Here is a 20292-nt window from a genome sequence, read left to right on the forward strand (position 1 = left end):
TTTCCCCTACTGTCCATGGCTAGCGACATCGGCAGGTTGCACCGCTTCGCCAGAATTATTGCCCCACGCATTGCGCTCATAAGTAATCACAGCCGCCATCTTTTGCGGGCTAAGTTGACTACTAAATGCCTGCATTGCGGTACCTGGTTTTCCGTGCATAACGATATCGATATGTCCGCTAACCGGTCCAGTAACAACAGGGCTGCCAATAAGTGAAGGGAAAGCGCCTGGTAAACCAGCGCCAGTGGCTTGGTGACATGCAGCACATGTCGTAGTATAAACCTGCTCACCTTCAGCAATTAATTGCTCCAAGGTTAACGTGGGCAGATCCTCTGGTACAACAGCTTCTGCTAAGGCTTCGACAGCTTGATTGGCTTTGTCGGTAACCGCATCGGTAATGTCAGTTGTCGTTGCTGCAATAGTATTTGCTGCATCGGTTACTGCTTTACTTGGTTCGGTGCTTGCCTCGTTACTGCCTAAAAAGTTGCCTATATCAGCAGCTTGAACTACATCACCGCTATTATTGCCCCACGCATTACGCTCAAAGGTAATGACTGCGGCAATTTCTTGGGCGCTAAGTTGCTTTGCAAAGGCTTGCATTGCAGTACCTGGTTTACCGTTTAAGACGATATTCAGATGATCGTTAACAGGGCCTTTTATGATAGGGCTGCCAATTAATGATGGGAATACACCAGGAAGACCCGCACCATTGGGTTGGTGACAAGCGGCGCACCTAGCAATATAGATTTGTTCACCTTGTGAGGTTAGCTCCTCAATAGACAAGGTTTTAGACATTGATGCCGCAGCGGCTGCAGCTGCATTGCTTGCTAGTTTTTTTTGCTCCACTAACCAATTATCAAAATCGGCCTCCGATAATGCTTGCACCACAATCGGCATGAAACCATGGTCTTTACCGCATAACTCGGCACATTGGCCACGATACGTTCCAGGCTTATCAATACGAGTCCAGGCTTCGTTGATAAAGCCTGGATTGGCATCTTTTTTAACGGCAAACGCGGGTACCCACCATGAATGGATAACATCATCAGATGTCATCAAGAAGCGCACTTTTTGGTTAATGGGCAGTACTAATGGCTTATCGACTTCAAGGAGGTAATGCTCGCCTTTGGCCTCACTGCCATCAATTTGTGCTCTGGGAGTGGATAATGTGCTGTAAAATTCGATGTCTTTATCAAAATAGCTGTAATGCCACTTCCACTGCGACCCGGTAATTTTTATTGTGAGATCAGCATCACTGGGATCTTCCATAGCAATCAAGGTTTTGGTGGCTGGAATAGCCATGCCGATTAAGATGATGAAAGGGATGACGGTCCAAGCAATTTCCACTTTGGTACTTTCGTGAAAATTGGCCGCGACAGCGCCTTTTGATTTGCGGTGATAAATCATTGAGTAAATCATGATCCCAAACACCACTAACCCAATTGCACAACAGATGTAAAGAATCGTCATGTGGAGGTCATAAACCTTGCCACTGATATCTGTCACGCCTTGAGTCATGTTGAGGGGCATTTCTGATGCCCCAAGCGGAAGTGCTACAAACACCACCAGTAAACAATACAACCATTGCTTCACAAGACTACTCCTCTGCTAATTGCAAATAGCAACTACAAAGAAGAGTCACACAGTAATTCTCTGCTCTATGCAAACTCTTCGGTTCCCGAAAAAAGTTTGATGACCTCAAAGTACTTTGGTGGCTGTAAACATACGGTCTACGGTTTTATTGTTAGCTGTGCACCACGCTTGTACCTACTACTGAACTTATCAATTTTGATTTGGCTCATTTGTCTGAAAGTAATCTTGATTACTACCATTCACGTCCAATTAAAGATAAAAAATGTTTCATCCTTGTTAACCACATTACTTGTAGATTAAACATTGATCAAGATCACTTTGTTGGCTAATAGGCTGAAAAAAGATGAAAAAAAACCCTGAATTCAATACAGGGCTTGGTAATGAAGGGTTCGTGCTTAGTGAAATGAGCAAAAATTACTTGTTCCATTTGCTAATGTAGGGCTAACAAGTTGATGTTTGTGAGGTAAGTGAGCATTCACATCTTCAATTACCACCCCTAATGCACGTGCACTTTTGGCGACAATTTCTAAACGGCGACTATCGCGAGCATCAAGTGAGCTTGTCCAAGTTACTACTGCGCTCGATGTACCGCTAGTGAGCGCTTTCTCCATGGCCCATAATGTTTCGACTTCATCTTTGGTGTGCACCAGTAAAATGCGATCCATTCTTACACCAGCACTTGCCAGCATATGTTTATAGCCAATATGCGGCGGACTAATTAATACAATCCATCTGCCTTGCTGGCTCAATATTGCTAACTGGCTGCACAATTGGCTCAGTTCAGCTTCACCTTGGGTGACAGTTTGTAATGTTTGAATGGTTTGGGTGCCATGCAGTTCTGTTTCAGTTAAATCTACCCATAAGCCCGGGTGGCGTGGCGCGATGCCCATTAGTTTGTTCATAACCAATCTCCATTACGGATAACGCCAACGGCAAGCCCTTCGATGGTTAGGCTTTGGCAACTTAAATCTACTTTTATCGGATTGTAATCTTCATTTTCGGCATGCAGATAAATCACATTACCTTTTTGTTCAAATCGTTTTACGGTGACGTCATCATCAACACGTGCCACAACAACCTGGCCATTACGTGCTTGCTGCATTTTATGTACAGCGAGTAAGTCGCCTTCTAAAATGCCGATGTTTTTCATGCTGTCACCACGCACTCGCAATAAAAAATCTGCGGCGGGTTTAAACATGTTTGGATCGACTTGATAGTATTGTTCTACATGCTCTTGGGCCAAAATAGGTTCACCAGCAGCAACCTGTCCAATGAGTGGCAGACCGGTTTCAACCTGTTCTTCATGAGGTAAACGAATGCCTCTTGAGGTACCAGGCATGATCTCGATAAAGCCTTTTTTGGCTAATGCTTTTAAATGCTCTTCGGCGGCATTAGCACTTTTAAAGCCAAGACGATTCGCAATTTCAGCACGAGTGGGTGGCATACCTGTTTCGGCGATATTGTTTTTAATTAAGTCTAAAATTTCTGCTTGGCGCGGCGTTAACGGTCTCATGATGATTCCTGTCTTTTTATACAGTGACTGTCATTATATACAGTGTTTGTGTTCGCGCAAGTATTAACCAACTATTTTTTGTATTTTGTTGATTAAGTATCACTCAACAATATGTTTTAATTAACTATTACTAATTTTCTGTCTTATGTTATTTCTGATAGTGAGAGCTTAAACGTAAAGATAGATCGGTCTGATAGTGTAAGCAGGGTGGTTTCTGGTATCCTATACGACAATATTACAGTGGCTTATGTTGCGAAAATAACCATGTCAAAACCAGATTCAATATTTTTACGAGCATTAAGATGGATTCAAAAGTGGATGGTACAGACCATTGTGGTCCCTCACGATCCTTTTGATGACCTCAATATAGATCCAACTAAACCTTTGGTTTATTTAATGAAAACGGAATCTATTAGCGATATTGCCGCGTTGAGCGAAATCACCGAGGGCTTTGGTCTGCCCAGTCCTTATGAGCCATTACAGCTTGATGGCTTAACCGTGCCTCGAGTGGTCTGTTTAGAGGGCCGCAAACCACTATTTGGTAAACGTGAAAGTGGTGACAAATTCCTTAATTATTTTACCAGTTTATTGTCACTTCATAGTGAGAGCCCTGAATTAGATATACAGTTGGTTCCTGTTTGCCTTTATTGGGGACGTACCCCAGGTAAAGAAGAAGACAGCATGAAAGCTGCAGTATTTGAACGTGAAAACCCTACGTGGTTACGTAAATGGTTAATGATTTTATTTTTAGGACGCCATAATTTCGTCCAGTTTTCTAATGCATTATCGCTTCGTCATATGGCCGATGAACATGGTACTGATAAAAGAATTGCTCACAAATTGACCCGAGTCGCCCGTGTGCATTTCCGCCGTCAACGCAAAGTGATGACGGGGCCACAATTACCGAATCGACAAGCGTTGTTTGCCTCTTTATTAAAATCAGAATCTATCAAAAAAGCCATTGAAGAAGAGTCTGCAAATAAGAAAGTAACAGTCGAGAAAGCGCGTGAAACCGCCATTGAATACCTTGATGAAATTGCCGCTGACTATTCTGATAGTTTGGTGCGTATTGCCGAACGTTTCCTGACTTGGTTATGGAACAAATTATACAGTGGCATCAATATCAAAGGTGCCGAGCAAGTAAGACAGTTACATCATGATGGCCATGAAATTGTTTACGTTCCTTGTCATCGTAGCCATATGGATTACTTGCTACTGTCGTATATTTTGTATTATCAGGGCATGGTTCCGCCGCACATTGCTGCCGGTATTAACCTTAATTTTTGGCCAGCAGGGCCGATGTTCCGCCGTGGTGGGGCATTCTTTATCCGTCGTAGTTTTAATGGTAATAAACTTTATACCGCAGTATTTCGTGAATATTTAGATCAGTTATTTGCTAAGGGTTATGCGGTCGAGTATTTCACTGAAGGAGGTCGTTCGCGTACAGGACGTTTGTTAGCGCCTAAAACCGGTATGTTGGCTATGACAATTAACAGTGTGCTACGTGGGATAGAGCGCCCAGTAACCTTAGTACCCGTGTATTTAGGTTATGACCATGTGATGGAAGTGGCGACGTACCACAAAGAATTAAGCGGTAAGAAAAAGAAAAAAGAATCTGTATGGCAGGTATTTGGTGCTATTCGTAAGTTAGGCAATTTTGGCCAAGGTTATGTGAATTTTGGTGAGCCGATTAATTTACAACAGTTCTTAAATCAGCAGGCGCCAGAGTGGCGTGATGAGCTAGCTAAAGATCCTGACCAAAAACCATCTTGGTTTACGCCCTCAGTTAATTTGTTAGCTAACCGCGTAATGACTAATATCAATGGAGCGGCCGCAGCCAGTTCAGTAACATTGACTAGTTTAGTGTTATTAGCGTCAGAGCAAAATGCGTTAGAAAGAAGCCAGTTAGAACGTCAGCTTGATTTGTATTTAGCCTTACTTAAAACAGTGCCTTATACCGATTACACCTCTGTGGCCGAAGGTAATGGCAAGTCAATTATTGATCACTGTCTGTCGTTAAATAAGTTTGTTAGTACCAAAGACCTTATTGGTGAAATTATTTCAGTTGATGAAAAAATTGCCATCACCATGAGTTATTACCGTAATAATATTATTCATTTGATGGCGTTGCCGTCATTAATTGCCAGTTGTTTAGTGCATTATGACGTGTGCGATCGCCAGCGAATTCATGGCATTGTAATGGACTTTTATCCATTACTTAAAGCTGAGCTATTTATGAGCATTGATGATGTACCTCAACATGTGGATAGCATTTTAGATTTCATGGTTGAACAAGGTTTACTGACCGGTAGCGATCAGTTTGAGATAACGCCTCGTCATATTACCCAAGTGTTACTGCTTGCTGAAACTATCAGTGAAACGTTGCAACGTTATGCGATTATCTTCAATTTACTCGCAATAAAACCTGATCTTGAGCGCTCAGAACTGGAACGCGATAGCCATTTGTTAGCCCAACGATTAGGCGCGCTGCATGGCATTACCGCACCAGAATTTTATGACAAAAAATTATATAACACCCTGAGTGTGAAACTGAAAGAATTGGGTTATTTATGCAGCGACGAACATCGTGCTGAAGTGATCAGAATTCGTGATAACGCTAATAAATTACTCAGCTCTTTAGTAAGACAAACCATTGTTGATAGTGTGGAAGCGGAGCACGGACAATAATGGCTAATCATATGAATGCTGCCAAGCATCGTACCAGCGGTAAATCTGTATTGGGTGGGGCGATGATTATTGCCGGAACCACTGTGGGTGCGGGCATGTTTTCGTTACCCGTTGTTGGTGCTGGAATGTGGTTTGGCTATTCTATCGCGATGTTGCTCGGCGTTTGGTTTTGCATGCTAATGTCGGGTTTATTGTTATTAGAAGCCAATTTGCATTTTGAACCAGGCGACAGTTTTGACACCTTAACTCGGGTGACTCTTGGGCAGTTCTGGCGGGTGATTAACGGCGTTTCGATTGCGTTTGTGTTATATATTTTAACCTATGCTTACATCAGTGGTGGTGGTTCGATTGTGAATCACAGTCTGTCTGCATTGGGCGTAAGCCTACCCCAGAGCGTAGCCGGATTAGTGTTTGCGGTAGTTTTGGCTTTGGTGGTATTTATTAGTACTAAAGCGGTCGACCGTATCACCACAATCATGCTTGGTGGCATGGTGATTACTTTCTTTTTGGCTATCGGTAACTTACTAATCGACATTGATAGCATAAAGCTAGTATCGCCTGATGGTGAATCGCGTTACCTGCCTTATTTACTTGCCGCTATCCCTTTTGGATTGGCCAGTTTTGGTTATCACGGTAATGTGCCAAGTTTAGTCAAATATTATGGTAAAGATGCCAAAACCATCGTTAAGGCGATTATTACCGGAACCACTATCGCATTGGTGATTTATATATGTTGGTTAGTGGCAACGATGGGTAATATTCAACGAAGCCAGTTTGCCGATATTATTGCTCAAGGTGGCAATATAGGTGTATTAGTGGGTGCGTTGTCTGGAGTTATTGCCAGCCAATGGCTGGATAACATGTTAACCCTATTTGCTAACCTCGCCGTCGCCTCATCATTTTTAGGTGTGACACTAGGCTTGTTCGATTACCTTGCTGATTTATTTGGGTTTGACGACTCGCGCTCAGGACGAATTAAAACGGCAACGGTCACGTTTGTACCGCCAACAATCCTTGGTTTGTTATTTCCGAATGGATTTATTTTAGCGATTGGTTTTGCTGCGCTAGCTGCCACTATTTGGGCTGTTATTGTACCAGCGTTATTAGCCTATAAAGTAAGACAACAATATCCTGACTCAAAGGGATTTAAAGTCCCTGGTGGAACCCCGTTAATTGCTATTGTGGTGTTGTTTGGAGTTATCACTGCCACATGTCATTTGCTGGCCATGGCCGATATATTGCCGGTGTTTAAATAGACGCAAAAATTCCGGTGAAACAACTTTTAGCCTAAAAGCCTTCGTTTGAAGGCTTTTTGCTTTTCTGCTGATATCGACTTAACTTATGAGACAAGTTTCATGTTGGCTATATCAAGGCAACTATTTTTATAAAGGATTAGGATAATGAAGGTACAACAGTATCAACAAGGACAGCCTTGCTGGATTGAATTAGCAACTCATGATTGGGCGGCAGGTAAAGCATTTTATCAGGCGCTATTTGGCTGGGGAGCAGATGATATGCCTATGCCAGAAGGGCATTATACTATGCTGCAAATCGACGGTGATGATATTGCTGCAATGTACCCAATGCCAGCAGAAATGGAAGCCTTACCGACTCATTGGACAATTTATTTTGCGGTCGATGATGTTGATGCTACCTCTAAGGCTGTGACTCAAGCTGGAGGTGAGATTATTGCTGGGCCACATTCTGTTGGAGATGCTGGCCGTATGGCGCTATGCACAGATCCAGAAGGCTGTCGATTTGCATTATGGCAAGGCCAAGACCATATTGGCATTAAGCGATCGCAAGAATCAAATACCCTGTGTTGGGTTGAGCTTGCTTGTCGTGATACCGCTGCGGCGAAACAGTTTTATAGCCAAGTATTAGGTTACCAAACTAAGCTTAATGATGTGGCTGATTTTGAATACACCGAATGGTATGCGGATGAACAAGCCATTGGCGGAATGATGGAAATGACTGCAGAATGGGGTGATACTCTTGCCCACTGGATGAGTTACTTTGCCGTTGATGACTGTGATGTATCAGTGACTAAAGCACAAACCTTGGGGGCTTCAGTTTGTGTGCCTGCAACTGATATTCCTAACGTAGGTCGTTTTTCTGTACTCAATGATCCACAAGGTGGGGTGTTTTCAATTATTGCGTTATTTACTGCAGAATAAATAGATTTGAAAATTATGTTTTTACATAATGAATGTTGATTATTTCTATTCGCAGTGTTGCTGATTGAAGCTAGAGTATCGTGTAATGTAGAGTGCCGATTTAACATAGAGTGGCGATTGAACCTTGATTATTAAGTAATGTCATAGTGAGTTGTTAGTAAAATGTTATTATCAGTTGTTGGTAAGAGTTAGTGTATTTAACCAAGGATGAGTGAATGACACCGGAAAACACCCAAATCACATTAGCCAGTATTCATCGCAGTATGTTGTTAGTGGCACTGATCGATTTTCCTGGCACGATATTATTTGGTCTTGGGCTCTACGGTATCCTTGTAGGGTTTGACCAAGATTTCTTGCCTATGTTAGCCAACCCTTTGATCATCATTATTATGTTGATTATCGGTGCGATTATTATGCTATGGGGGATTATCCGCATGATGCTGCTTGCGCGTCAAAAACAAGGAATATTACAACAATGAAAAAACGGATAATCCAATTAAGCTTGTTATCTAGCTTAGTGATACTCACGGGATGCCGTGGTACCGATATCATCAATATTGGTAATAGTGGCAATGCAGATGACAATAAAAATGACACAGATTACATGATACTGAATGTCCCTAGGGCTATTTTAGCCAGCGATCCATGCAAATATGGGCATCCTGACGATATTGCGGCTTGCCGTAAAAAGAAACAAGATGAAGCCGACCAACTTAATGAGTCACTTAAGCGTAAATAACGCTGTGATTAGCACATAAAAAATCCCAAACGATTAATCGTTTGGGATTTTTTATTTATAGAGATAAAAAGTAAATAAATTTAAGTGAATTATTGCTTGGGCAACTTGCGGCCGTATATGAGTAAGTAAATTGCTGGGATAACAAATAGCGACAGTAGCGGCGCCGTGACCATACCGCCGACCATAGGTGCAGCAATTTTTTGCATCACTTCATTACCCGTACCGCTGCCCCACATGATCGGCAGTAAACCAAAAAAGATGGTTGCGACGGTCATGGCTTTAGGGCGAATTCGCATCACTGCACCTTCCACTAATGCAGCCGTTAAATCCGCTTTACTGTGGTAGTTGTCGGCTTCTTTATAGGCCTTAATACTATTATTAAGGTACACCTGCATCACCACGCCAAACTCTGCGGCAACCCCAGCTAAGGCAATCATGCCGACAGATACGGCAACTGAAAAATTAAAGTCCAGCCCATAAAGTAGCCATGCACTACCCACCAATGAGAAAGGTAAACTTAACATGATCACCGATGCTTGTATTACTGAATTGAAAGTCATCATCAGCAACATAAAAATCACCGCGATCATTAATGGGATCACCATTTTCATTTTGGCGTCTACGCGTTGCATATACTCGTATTGTCCAGCAAAACTATAGTTGTAGCGTGGAGGAAGGGTAATTTGTTGCTTAAGCGCCTTTTCTGCTGCAACGATATATTCACCGATAGAAATGTCTTTTAGATCGACAAACACCCACGAGATAAGGCGACCATTTTCACTGGCTAGCATGGGGGCACCATCGGTGATTTTCAGTTCGGCTAAATAACTTAACGGTAAGTACTTACCCGTTTTAGTCAGTACCGGTAAATTTCTGAGCTTCTCGATGTTGTCACGTAACTCTCGCGGGTAACGGATATTGATTGGATAGCGTTCTTGACCTTGTATTGATTCACCAACGGTCATGCCGCCAATGGCAATTTTTACCACATCTTGGATATCTTTTAAGGTCATGCCATAACGTGCAGCATTTTTAAGGTCTGGTGTGATATCAATATAGCGGCCGCCGCTACTGCGCTGTGAAAATGCCGACTCAGTTCCCGGTAATTGGTTTACTACCGCTTCTATTTCTGCACCAATACGTTGTAGTTCTTCAACATTTGCGCCCGATATTTTTATGCCGACAGGGGTTCTCACGCCGGTAGATAGCATATCGATACGGGTTTTAATCGGTTGCACCCAAGCATTGGTCATCCCTGGTATACGCACGGTTTTTTGCAGTTCAGCAATAATGCTCTCTAAGGTTACGCCTTCACGCCATTCGCCAGGCGGTTTGAGCATGATGGTGGTTTCTAGCATTGTTAGCGGCGCAGGGTCTGTTGCTGTCATGGCCCGGCCCACTTTGCCAAATACTCGTTTCACTTCGGGTACTGTTTTTATCAGTCGGTCAGTTTGTTGCAATATTTCTGCTGCTTTGCCTGCACTTACACTGGGTAGCGTGGTGGGCATATAAAGTAGGTCACCTTCTTCTAAGGTGGGCATAAACTCTGAGCCCATTTGGCTTAATGGGTAGTAAGCACTGAATAGCACAATGATGGCTAATCCGATGGTGATTTTAGGAAAATGCAGTACCCATTTTAACAATGGTTGGTATATGGCAATTAATACTCGGCTAATGGGGTTCTTACGCTCATCAGGGATTTTTCCGCGGACAAAATAACCCATTAACACCGGAATTAAGGTGATTGCTAAAATGGCAGATGCCGCCATAGCGAAGGTTTTGGTAAAGGCTAGCGGGTGGAATAAACGCCCTTCTTGCGCTTCAAGGGCAAATACTGGCGTAAAGCTTAAAGTGATAATCAACAAGCTGAAAAATAATGCAGGGCCGACCTCGATAGAGGCTTCTCTGACGAGTTGCCAATGGTCTTCTCCCTCAGGAGCTTTACCGTGTTTTTGGCGATAATGTTCCAAATGTTTATGGGTATTTTCGACCATCACAATTGACGCATCAACCACCGCTCCTATGGCAATGGCAATGCCGCCTAAGCTCATAATATTGGCATTGACACCAATGATATTCATGGCGATAAAGCTGACTAAAATCGAAATAGGTAAGGTGATTATCGCGACTAACGTTGAGCGTGCATGCAGTAAAAATAGTAGGCAAATAAGTCCGACAACCAGCATTTCTTCTAGCACTTTATGCTTAAGGTTATCGACTGAGCGTAAGATTAACTCTGAGCGATCATAAGTGGTGACTAATTCGACCCCATCAGGTAATCCATTACTGATCTCCTTGAGTTTTTGCTTAACATTATTAATGGTTTCAAGAGCATTTTCACCATAGCGCATCACCACAATACCGCCGACAACTTCGCCTTTACCATCGAGTTCGGCAATACCACGACGCGCCGCAGGGCCAGTTCGTAGTTGGGCAACGTCTTTCATTAATACCGGCGTACCAGTTTCCGATAAAATGCCCAGTGGGATTTCAGCAAAGTCGGCAATGGTTTGGCGATAACCACTTGAAGTGATCATGTATTCTGCTTCGGCCATTTCAATCACCGAGCCGCCTGTCGAGCTATTGGAATTATCTAAGGCGTTTTTAATGGTCATTAAGTCGATTTTATACAGTGCTAGCTTATGTGGGTCGACGACCACTTGATATGTTTGTTCCATACCGCCAACGGTGGCAACTTCTGATACTCCGGCAACACTTTGTAATTCTAGTTTTAAAAACCAATCTTGTAATGAACGCAGTTGGGCTAAATCATACTGTCCATTGCGATCGACTAAGGCATATTGGAAAATCCAACCCACTCCCGATGCATCTGGGCCAATACTGGGTGTGACACCCGCTGGCAGTTGGTCTTGTGTTTGCGATAAATATTCAAGCACCCGTGAACGCGCCCAATAGATATCGGTGCCATCTTCAAAAATGACATACACAAACGAGTCACCAAACATTGAAAAGCCACGTACTGTTTTGGCTCCCGGCACGGCCAGCATGGCCGATGACAATGGATAGGTAATTTGGTCTTCAACTAATTGCGGTGCCTGGCCTGGGTAAGAGGTTTTTACAATAACTTGTACGTCTGATAAATCAGGTAGCGCGTCCAGTGGGGTCATGCGCATGGCTTGATAACCCACTAACGCGATAACGGCCGTGAGTATCAACACCATAACGCGTTGCTTTATTGAAGCACTGATAATTTTTGCTAACATTGTCGTGCTCCTTAGTGCTGGTGAGCATCGGTAGTGGTTGATTCTTTGGTCGTTGGCGCATTACTTAAACGCTGTAAACTGCCTTGAATACTGGCTTCTGAGTCCAATAAGAACTGCCCTGAAATAACCACTTTGTCATGTTCATTCAGTCCTTCTAAGATTTCGGCTCTACCGTCTGCCATCATACCAATTTTGACTGGCACGGAAGCAAAGCTGGTATCACTGCGTTGCACCACCACACGGTTTTCTCGTCCGGTAAGGATCAATGCTTCAGTTGGTACCGTGAGCACATTATTCTTAGGCAGACCAAATAAGGTCACATCAACTAAACTGCCTGGTCTGAGTTTGTCGTTATGATTGTTAAGCTTGATCCGCACCCGCATCGCTCGGGTGACAGGGTCTAATTCTGGGTAGATATAGTCAATTGTCGAGTCAATATCAAACAGCCCTTGTGCTGCAGCGCTAACAGTGACTTTACGGCCTTGTTGTAGCCAGCTTTGTTCATTTTCAAATACATCAGCAATGACCCATACACTGTCTAAATTAACGATTTCAAACAAGGTATCTCCAGGCTGAATATACATGCCATCACGCACGGTTAGCTTACTGATAAAGCCATCTTGTGGGGCATAAAAAGGCACTTTAAAAATGGTTTCACCGGTTTTTTCTAAACGATCAATTATCGAGGTATCGACGCCAAGCAACTCTAAGCGTTTACGTGCTTTAAGTAATAAACTGCTACCTCGTTTTTTATCTTGCAAAAGGTAGTCTTGAGCTTGGGAATAGTCGTCTTGGGCATTGACGAGTTCGGGCGAGTAAAGCTCATATAAAAGTTGGCCCTTTTTTATCTGTTGTCCCACGTTATGTACCGTGAGCGTTTCGATCCATCCGGTTGCGCGTGTATGTACATGGCCAATCGCATTTTCATTATATTGCACTGTGCCTATGGTATTCACTTGGCGCGACAAACTGGTTTTTTCAACTACATGGCTTCGCATACCCAAAGCTTGTTGCATCCCGCCAGAAACACCGACAACAATTTCTTGGCTTGCATCGGTAACGGTGACTTTCTCTAGGTTCATCCCGCAAATAGGGCAGGTACCAGGAGCATCGGACACTACATGTGGATGCATTGGACAGACATATTTTACATTGGTGCTATCGCTCTGATTTGCTGTCGGCATTAATGTAGGTTTAGGTTGGCTAAATACCTTATCTGCTTGGCTTTGTTTTACAGGAGTCGCACTTTGCATGTTTGCCATTGGATCTTGAGTGCCGTCAACGGTGGACTCTTCTTCCTCCTCTTTGACGACAAGAAACATATTACAGATGGGACAGGTTCCCTCTTTATCACTGATCACTTCAGGGTGCATCGGGCAAGTATAGGTTTTACTGGCCTGTGACTGATGCTGGGCATGATCGTGCTCTGCGCCATAAGCGACAGGTGATGTGAAAGCCGCGGGGATCATTACCCCAACAAACGCGCCTAATAGCACACTAGAAAGTGGGAATTTTTTCATAACAACCTCGATATTCATCATGGCAATACTGAAGATTGCCATGATGATAAACGCTAAAAACAATAATGTTGAATGTGCTCAACACACAAGAATGATCAATTAAACTTGTCTGCTAGGCTTGGTTCTTTTGGAATAGCGCCATGCATGTTAGCCATTGGATGTTGAGTGTCGCCAGCACTGGACTCTTGTTGCTCATCTTTGACGACGAGAAACATATTACAGACGGGACAGGTTCCCTCTTTATCGCTGATCACTTCAGGGTGCATCGGGCAGGTATAGGTTTTACTGGCTTGCGACTGATGCTGGGCATGATCGTGCTCTGCGCCATAAGCAACCGTTGATGTCAGAGCTGCGGGGATGATGACCCCAACGAATGCGCTTAATAGCACATTAAAAAATGGCAGTTTTTTCATAATAACCTCGATATTCATCATGACAATACTGATAACCGGCATGATGATAAACGCTAAAAAACAATAGTATTGAATGTGCTTAACGCACAAGAATGATCAATTGAATTAAGCGATAGGAGGGCGGAACGCAGGAGGGAATGCGATTGACACATGGTTAACAACCATCGCAAGCGGTGCAGAGTAAACGGGAATATTGGTCGTTGCCAATGGAATATCAATTAGGTTGGCAGTAAACGAAATAGTCAAACAGTGGTTACAATCCAAGCTGCAAAATCCGGAACCATTACAACAGCTGGTTTGCGGTAACTTTGCGGCAATAGGTTCACCCACATCATTGACGGCATTTTGCATATTATCGTGGCAATTCTTCATTGCCTTATGCGACATGGCTGATGTGGTGTTGGTTGTTTTGTCGGTTTGAGCGGACATTGCTTGAGCCATTTCTGCATGGGCCATTGGCACCATCAAACTGTCATTCGTCAGCAGCCCCTGTCCGACAAGTGCGAACAAAGTGATTACGATGATCCAATAGTTTGACTGCTTTGCTCTCATTTAGCCTTAACCAAATCGTTTATTAGGGGTTAGCTTAACAGACCTTTACTTAAGTAAAAATCTTTCAAGTAATAACAGATGATAACGCTTTTATGATCAGTATCGTGTGATACACATTCCATTTCATTAATTTAGGGTCAACTTACGTTTAAATCGCCATTATTTGCGCTTTAGTTTGGGCCGATACCTGTTGCGCTTGAGCATATCAATCACCCAAATTAATCCACTAAAGGTTAACCATAACGTTATAAACGCAAAAATCTTGATAGGGATGTTATTAAAGCTGCCTTCACTGGTGTAATCCATAAAGTGCAGCATAAAAAATATATCGGCTAAACGTGTATGTTCATCACTGTGGCCGACGAGTCGACCCGACTGTGCTTCAATATAAACACTGGTGCCAATATTATCGGCGAAGTTTATCTGCCAAGTGTCATTGCGCTGTTTTGGAAAGTCGTCCAATGGCGGAGTGAGTAAGAGAGTTGAACTTATTACAGCCTCTCCAGAGTAAGATGCTTTGGCCAACTGTTGCGCCATTGTGGTATTAATTATTACTTGGTTACCGTCATAAGCATCAACCAAGGTGTAGTCATTGTTAAGATGATTGTATAAGCCTTTTTCATGGGTTAATAGGTAGTAAGGTTTATCTAATAAAGTAATGATGTTAAGCGATATGCTAGGTTTAAAGGCGGCCAGAATAGTACTAGGTTCACGCAAACGATGAGTCTCTATTACCACTTCAGTGTGAGTGTCGTTAAGGTGGGTAAGTCCTTGGGCTTTATTGTGATCCATAAGATTAAAATACAGCCCGCTGATTAACCAAAGGAGTAACTGAACCCCTACAATGACTGATGCCCATTTATGCAGTTTTCTGACCCAAAACATTAGGCAACCCCACTGTGTTTACGCTTGCTGAACATAGGTTTGCGTTTGTTTTTAGTACGACGTAATACCCTGAAATACACTAATATTAACCCGCTAACGGTAGCTAAAGTTGAGAACAACGCTATCCAGAATAATAATTGATTATCGATTTCTTCAGCATCGCCATAATCCATCACATGAAAACGAAACACCCAGTCGAATAAACGCCAAAATGCATGGCGCTTGCCTACTAATAATCCACTGTCAGCTGAGATATAAAGTGATGGTGCGGAAAAGTGGTCGAAATTAATTCGCCACGCCGGTAAGTGACGAGTACTGAGTTCAAAAGGTGGGTTATCGGTCAGTAAACTCACCTCGGTAATGGGCTCATTACCAAGGTAATAATATTGCGCTAATGCTATGGCTGCCGTTTGATTAAGTGGCGATAAACGTTCACCTGTTTGAGCATTTAGCAGTACCTGCTGAGTCGATTTTATGGTCGTATTTATGGTCGGGATAGAGAAGCGGTATACGTCTTGTTGCATCAGTTTACCGACACTTATTTGCTCTGCTTCAGGATAAGTTTGTAACAGTTTTGTCAATGAATACTGCAGTTTATCGGGATTGATTTTTGTTTGGGGGTTACTGATGAGCGAATCCCCATGAATATAGTCAATATGCATAAACACCATATATGTTCCAGTTACTGACCAAATCACAAACTGTAGCCCGAGAAACAGCATCAACCATTTATGGAGTGTTCTTGCGGTTTTATGCATTCAAATTAACCTTATTATTTTTATTATTGGTTTAGTTAGAAAGTGTTTTAGGTTAGTAAATCAAGCTATAAATGACCATCGAGATACCATTATCTGTTAAGTGACTCATAGTTTGCAGCAATTTATGTTAATCGTGAAGTTAAAGCAGAGCTGTCAACGTACGCCAATAGCATTAATAGCATTACTAGCATCACTAGCATGCAATTAGTGGCTAACAATGCGATGCCTGCAATGGAGTCGCATCACATTCAACATTAGTCGTCAGCGCTAACGCCGAATCAATTAGCGGGCCGTGAGTGATTATTTCGCTAATATTTGGCAGGAGATAAATGTTATCTCCTGCCTTTATCAAAGAAGGTGCATTTATCTACCACCGCTGTTGTTAATTTTTGCTCTTCAGTGTTGTTAGCCACTAGTGAAGGGTGAAGGCAAATACTTAAATTTAAAATCAAATTTAAAATCAAAAACAAATTTGGACACTGACAAGTTCACTCTTTTACTCAACGTTATCTTTATTGGCCACTTCGTTGACCTGATCCAGTAATTGATCATTATTTCGGTACGGCATGTGCAAAAGTCGAGATCTAGCTCGCATTTTAGACATATTTTAGATAAACAATTCTCAAAATGGCGACTAAAATCAATTTTATAATTTCGAATAATCCTAAACTAGACTTATAAATATTAGAAATTCCTTTTTTGCTATTACGGAGATTGAACAATGAACTGGCGTGCACTATTTAAACCAAGCGCGAAGTACTCGATTATTGCCCTTATTGTGGTTGGTGTAATTGTGGGTGTCGTAGGTTATTTCGCAACACAACAAACTTTACATGCAACAAGTAGCGATGCTTTTTGTATGACATGTCACCGTGACCACTCGTTAAGAGAAGAGGTTATGGCGTCAGCCCATGGTGGTGGTAGAGCAGGTGTCACAGTACAATGTCAAGATTGTCACTTACCACATGGCCCATTTGATTATTTAGTTAAAAAAATCATTGTTTCTAAAGACATTATTGGCTTGATGACCATTGATGGCTTTATGACGCAAGAATGGTTAGATGAAAACCGTAAAGAACAAGCTGATTTAGCATTAGAATACTTTCGCGGTAATGATTCGGCTAACTGTCGGCATTGCCATACTCGTATTTATGAAGATCAGCCAGATACGATGAAGAAAATGGCCGTAAGAATGCACAGTATGAACTTTAAAAAAGCACCAGAAGACAGAAAGACCTGTGTCGATTGTCACAAAGGTGTCGCGCATCCTTACCCTAAAAAGTAATGTGCCGATGTTATTAACTAAAAAACCTCGTTAAATAACGAGGTTTTTTTATGTCAATGTCTCAGATAATCGTCATTTTTATTATTTGTTGCTGCGGTTAACAAGCGGGCTAGCGTACTGTGAATGATGTTGCTCAAATAGTGCAAATACTCCCCACAGCAAAATCGCCCGATAATGTGCCGCAGGTATACTGTTTCGGAAATTTTTTAAGCGTGTGAGTAGCACAAATAACATGTGCATTGCCGCGGTGATAAAGGCAAACGTATTAATAAACAGCGATACATCAGGGCTGAAAATAAACAAGCCGTAAGCCACCAAACACCACATCGACAAAGTGGCCGTTTTACCAATTAGTATAATATCGTGTATTGATATAGGCATTAACTTAATCGGACGATAGTTCGGTATTGTTCGGCTGATATTGGTACAGTCGATAACATACTTGACCTGCCTTTTTTTCTTTTAAGGCAACCCAGGTTGCTGGCACATTGACTGAGGTTAATTCTGATTCGGTTTCGAGATAAATTTGTGCATTGGGGTTTAACCATTGATGTTGCATCAATAACTCAATGGTTTTGTTTACTAAATCTTTACGAAACGGTGGATCGATAAACACAATATCAAACCCACTGGGTGTGCCTTTAGCAAGCACTTGTAAACTGTCGGCATTAATAACCTGTGCATTTTGACATTGCAGGGTGGCAAGGTTTTGTTTCAACTGATTAGCAGCATTTTTTTGCAGTTCAATTATGGTAGCAAAACTGGCATAACGGGATAAAGCTTCAAGGCATAAAGCACCGCTGCCGGCAAAGCAATCGAGTACTCTGGCACCACGGATATCGTTGGCAAGCCAATTAAATAAGGTCTCGCGGACGCGATCAGTTGTTGGGCGTAAACCTTCAAGATCATGGATCGGTAGCTTACGAGATCGCCATTGACCTGAAATAATCCGCACCTGACCGCTGCTGGTATTTTTTTTAGCCATCTCACCCTCGTGATTTTGCCTGAACAAAGAAAATAGAAAGTGGTAGACTATGCCACAATCTGAACCGCCGTTATTTTATATCAAACTTGTGATTAAATGTGAGTATTCATCATTTTACTGGTTAGAGATGCAACAAACGGCTTCAACTGAATTTTTAAGCATATAAATACTGGTAGCAAACATGGCAAAGAAAGGTTTTTTTTCCTGGTTTCGTAAAGATAAGCCCGTCCCTGAAGTTGAAGAACAGCAACAACTCGATATTGATGCGGAAAATGAAGTTGCAACAGAGTCTGCTGACCAAACCCAACAAGCTGAGCTGCAAAAGCAAACTGAAGCAACAGCGCATCTAGACGTTGAGCGTTTTGAGCAAGAACGTCTCGAAAGCGAACGCGCAGAACAAGCGTATATCGACACTGGGCGTATTGCCGCGGATAAGTTAGCTGCTGATGTTTTAACTTCAGAAAAGCTAGCCGTTGAGCAGGCAGAGCAACAAAAGCAAGTGCAAGAGACTCAGCGTTTAGAAACTGAACGCTTAGAAGCCGAACGTATTGAACAACTTCGTCTTGAACAGCTTGATCTAGAAAATAAGCGTCTTGAGCAAGAGCGTGTCGACAGTGAACGAGTAGAACAAGCCCGTATCGATGCTGAGCGTATTGCTGCAGAAAAGCTAGCCGCTGAGCAGGCTGAGCAACAAAAGCAAGCACAAGAGATTCAGCGTTTAGAAACTGAACGTTTAGAAGCCGAACGTGCTGAACAGATTCGTCTCGAGCAGCTTCATCTAGAAACGAAGCGTCTTGAGCAAGAGCGTATCGACAATGAACGAGCAGAACAAGCCCGTGTCGATGCTGAACGTATTGCTGCAGAAACGTTAGCAGCTGAAGCCTTAGCAACCGAAGCTTTAGCTACAGAACTAGCCGCACAGCAATTAGCAGAGCAGCAATTAGCAGAACAACAAGTAGCCGAGCAACAAGCACCGATAGAGTCTATTGAGTTAGCACAACAAGATGAACCGCAAGCTAAACCACAAAAAGAGGGTATGTTTGCCCGCTTAAAGCGTGGCTTAATGCGCACCAGCGAGAATATTGGTTCTGGTTTCATTGGCTTATTCCGCGGTAAAAAAATTAATGATGAGTTATTTGAAGAACTCGAAGAACAATTGTTAATCGCTGATGTGGGTGTCGAAACCACCAATAAATTAATTAAAAGCCTGACCGAGCATGCATCACGTAAGCAACTTAAAGATGCAGAAGCACTTTATGATTTAATGCGTGAAGAAATGCAAAAAATGCTCGATCCGGTAGCCATTCCTTTAGTTCCCGATAACGCCAATGGCCCGTTTGTCATTCTTATGATTGGTGTCAATGGTGTGGGTAAAACCACCACGATAGGTAAACTGGCTAAACAGTACCAAAGCCAGGGTAAATCTGTCATGTTAGCTGCCGGTGATACCTTCCGCGCAGCAGCCGTTGAGCAGTTACAAGTGTGGGGACAACGCAATAATATTCCGGTCGTGGCCCAACATACTGGCGCAGACAGTGCTTCAGTTATATTCGATGCCTTACAAGCCGCTAAAGCGCGTAAAGTAGACGTATTAATTGCAGATACAGCGGGACGTTTGCAAAACAAAAGTCACTTAATGGAAGAGTTGAAAAAAGTCGTGCGAGTGATGAAAAAACTCGACCCAGATTCGCCTCATGAAGTCATGCTAACGCTAGATGCTAGCACTGGTCAGAATGCTATTAGCCAAGCACAATTGTTTAAAGAAGCGGTTGGCGTGACGGGGATTACCATCAGTAAATTAGATGGTACCGCCAAAGGCGGGGTGATTTTTGCGATTGCCGATAAGTTTTCTATTCCTATTCGTCATATTGGTGTCGGTGAGCAAATTGATGATTTGCGTACTTTTAACTCCAATGACTTTATTGAAGCATTATTTAGCCAGGATAAAACGGACCAATAA

Annotated in this window: 17 protein-coding genes and 1 pseudogene; 7 read left to right on the forward strand and 11 right to left on the reverse strand. The window is 42.6% G+C overall.

Annotated features, from left to right (window positions below):
- Nucleotides 1-6 precede the first annotated feature (6 nt).
- The 3 genes from coxB to lexA form a co-directional block, all read right to left on the reverse strand.
- Complete coding sequence (coxB, locus tag CXF88_RS00720; RefSeq protein WP_101084887.1) at nucleotides 7-1593, reverse strand: cytochrome c oxidase subunit II; 1587 nt, start codon at nucleotides 1591-1593, stop codon at nucleotides 7-9.
- 395 nt (nucleotides 1594-1988) lie between these two features.
- The gene (locus tag CXF88_RS00725; RefSeq protein WP_101084888.1) at nucleotides 1989-2495 is read right to left on the reverse strand and encodes a SulA-like leucine-rich domain-containing protein; all 507 of its coding nucleotides are present in this window, start codon (nucleotides 2493-2495) and stop codon (nucleotides 1989-1991) included.
- Complete coding sequence (gene lexA, locus CXF88_RS00730; protein ID WP_059745867.1) at nucleotides 2492-3106, reverse strand: transcriptional repressor LexA; 615 nt, start codon at nucleotides 3104-3106, stop codon at nucleotides 2492-2494. The genes CXF88_RS00725 and lexA overlap by 4 nt, the downstream gene beginning before the upstream one ends.
- Nucleotides 3107-3370: 264 nt before the next feature.
- Here lexA and plsB point away from each other — a divergent pair, with 264 nt between their 5' ends.
- From plsB to CXF88_RS00755, 5 genes are all read left to right on the forward strand, one after another.
- Nucleotides 3371-5794 (forward strand): glycerol-3-phosphate 1-O-acyltransferase PlsB, encoded by a 2424-nt coding sequence (plsB, locus tag CXF88_RS00735; protein ID WP_101085352.1) that lies wholly within the window; start codon nucleotides 3371-3373, stop codon nucleotides 5792-5794.
- Nucleotides 5794-7050, forward strand: a complete 1257-nt coding sequence (mtr, locus tag CXF88_RS00740) for a tryptophan permease (protein WP_101084889.1) — start codon at nucleotides 5794-5796, stop codon at nucleotides 7048-7050. The genes plsB and mtr overlap by 1 nt, the downstream gene beginning before the upstream one ends.
- 144 nt (nucleotides 7051-7194) lie before the next feature.
- Nucleotides 7195-7971 carry a VOC family protein gene (locus CXF88_RS00745; protein WP_101084890.1) on the forward strand — a complete coding sequence of 259 codons (777 nt, stop codon included), beginning with the start codon at nucleotides 7195-7197 and terminating at the stop codon, nucleotides 7969-7971.
- Between the two features lie 215 nt (nucleotides 7972-8186).
- A complete protein-coding gene (locus CXF88_RS00750) occupies nucleotides 8187-8450 on the forward strand; it encodes a hypothetical protein (protein ID WP_101084891.1) in 264 nt (87 codons plus the stop codon).
- Nucleotides 8447-8710, forward strand: a complete 264-nt coding sequence (locus CXF88_RS00755) for a hypothetical protein (RefSeq protein ID WP_059745864.1) — start codon at nucleotides 8447-8449, stop codon at nucleotides 8708-8710. The genes CXF88_RS00750 and CXF88_RS00755 overlap by 4 nt, the downstream gene beginning before the upstream one ends.
- Before the next feature lie 89 nt (nucleotides 8711-8799).
- Here CXF88_RS00755 and CXF88_RS00760 read toward each other — a convergent pair whose 3' ends face one another.
- The 6 genes and pseudogenes from CXF88_RS00760 to CXF88_RS00785 form a co-directional block, all read right to left on the reverse strand.
- Nucleotides 8800-11934: a CusA/CzcA family heavy metal efflux RND transporter gene (locus tag CXF88_RS00760; RefSeq protein ID WP_101084892.1), complete on the reverse strand. Its 3135-nt coding sequence runs from the start codon at nucleotides 11932-11934 to the stop codon at nucleotides 8800-8802.
- Nucleotides 11935-11945: 11 nt separating this feature from the next.
- Complete coding sequence (locus tag CXF88_RS00765; protein WP_101085353.1) at nucleotides 11946-13454, reverse strand: efflux RND transporter periplasmic adaptor subunit; 1509 nt, start codon at nucleotides 13452-13454, stop codon at nucleotides 11946-11948.
- A gap of 197 nt (nucleotides 13455-13651) precedes the next feature.
- Nucleotides 13652-13867, reverse strand: a pseudogene (locus CXF88_RS00770) (heavy metal-binding domain-containing protein); the annotation flags it as partial.
- Nucleotides 13868-13972: 105 nt separating this feature from the next.
- Entirely contained in the window at nucleotides 13973-14419 is a 447-nt protein-coding gene (locus CXF88_RS00775) for a CopL family metal-binding regulatory protein (protein ID WP_157822752.1), read from the reverse strand.
- Nucleotides 14420-14578: 159 nt separating this feature from the next.
- Nucleotides 14579-15304 carry a PepSY domain-containing protein gene (locus CXF88_RS00780; protein WP_101084894.1) on the reverse strand — a complete coding sequence of 242 codons (726 nt, stop codon included), beginning with the start codon at nucleotides 15302-15304 and terminating at the stop codon, nucleotides 14579-14581.
- Complete coding sequence (locus CXF88_RS00785) at nucleotides 15304-16062, reverse strand: PepSY domain-containing protein (RefSeq protein WP_101084895.1); 759 nt, start codon at nucleotides 16060-16062, stop codon at nucleotides 15304-15306. Before CXF88_RS00785 ends, CXF88_RS00780 begins: the two co-directional genes overlap by 1 nt.
- A gap of 721 nt (nucleotides 16063-16783) precedes the next feature.
- On the opposite strand from CXF88_RS00785, the gene CXF88_RS00790 reads away from it, so the two are divergent.
- Nucleotides 16784-17347: a NapC/NirT family cytochrome c gene (locus tag CXF88_RS00790; RefSeq protein WP_101084896.1), complete on the forward strand. Its 564-nt coding sequence runs from the start codon at nucleotides 16784-16786 to the stop codon at nucleotides 17345-17347.
- A gap of 81 nt (nucleotides 17348-17428) precedes the next feature.
- Here the strand turns inward: CXF88_RS00790 and CXF88_RS00795 are convergent, their stop codons facing one another.
- Both CXF88_RS00795 and rsmD read right to left on the reverse strand, forming a co-directional pair.
- Nucleotides 17429-17728, reverse strand: a complete 300-nt coding sequence (locus CXF88_RS00795) for a DUF1145 domain-containing protein (RefSeq protein ID WP_101084897.1) — start codon at nucleotides 17726-17728, stop codon at nucleotides 17429-17431.
- Nucleotides 17729-17732: 4 nt separating this feature from the next.
- The gene (gene rsmD / locus CXF88_RS00800) at nucleotides 17733-18332 is read right to left on the reverse strand and encodes a 16S rRNA (guanine(966)-N(2))-methyltransferase RsmD (protein WP_101084898.1); all 600 of its coding nucleotides are present in this window, start codon (nucleotides 18330-18332) and stop codon (nucleotides 17733-17735) included.
- Between the two features lie 181 nt (nucleotides 18333-18513).
- Here rsmD and ftsY point away from each other — a divergent pair, with 181 nt between their 5' ends.
- Entirely contained in the window at nucleotides 18514-20292 is a 1779-nt protein-coding gene (ftsY, locus tag CXF88_RS00805; RefSeq protein WP_101084899.1) for a signal recognition particle-docking protein FtsY, read from the forward strand.

This window comes from Shewanella sp. ALD9 (genome assembly GCF_002836315.1).
Taxonomy (GTDB): Bacteria; Pseudomonadota; Gammaproteobacteria; order Enterobacterales; family Shewanellaceae; genus Shewanella.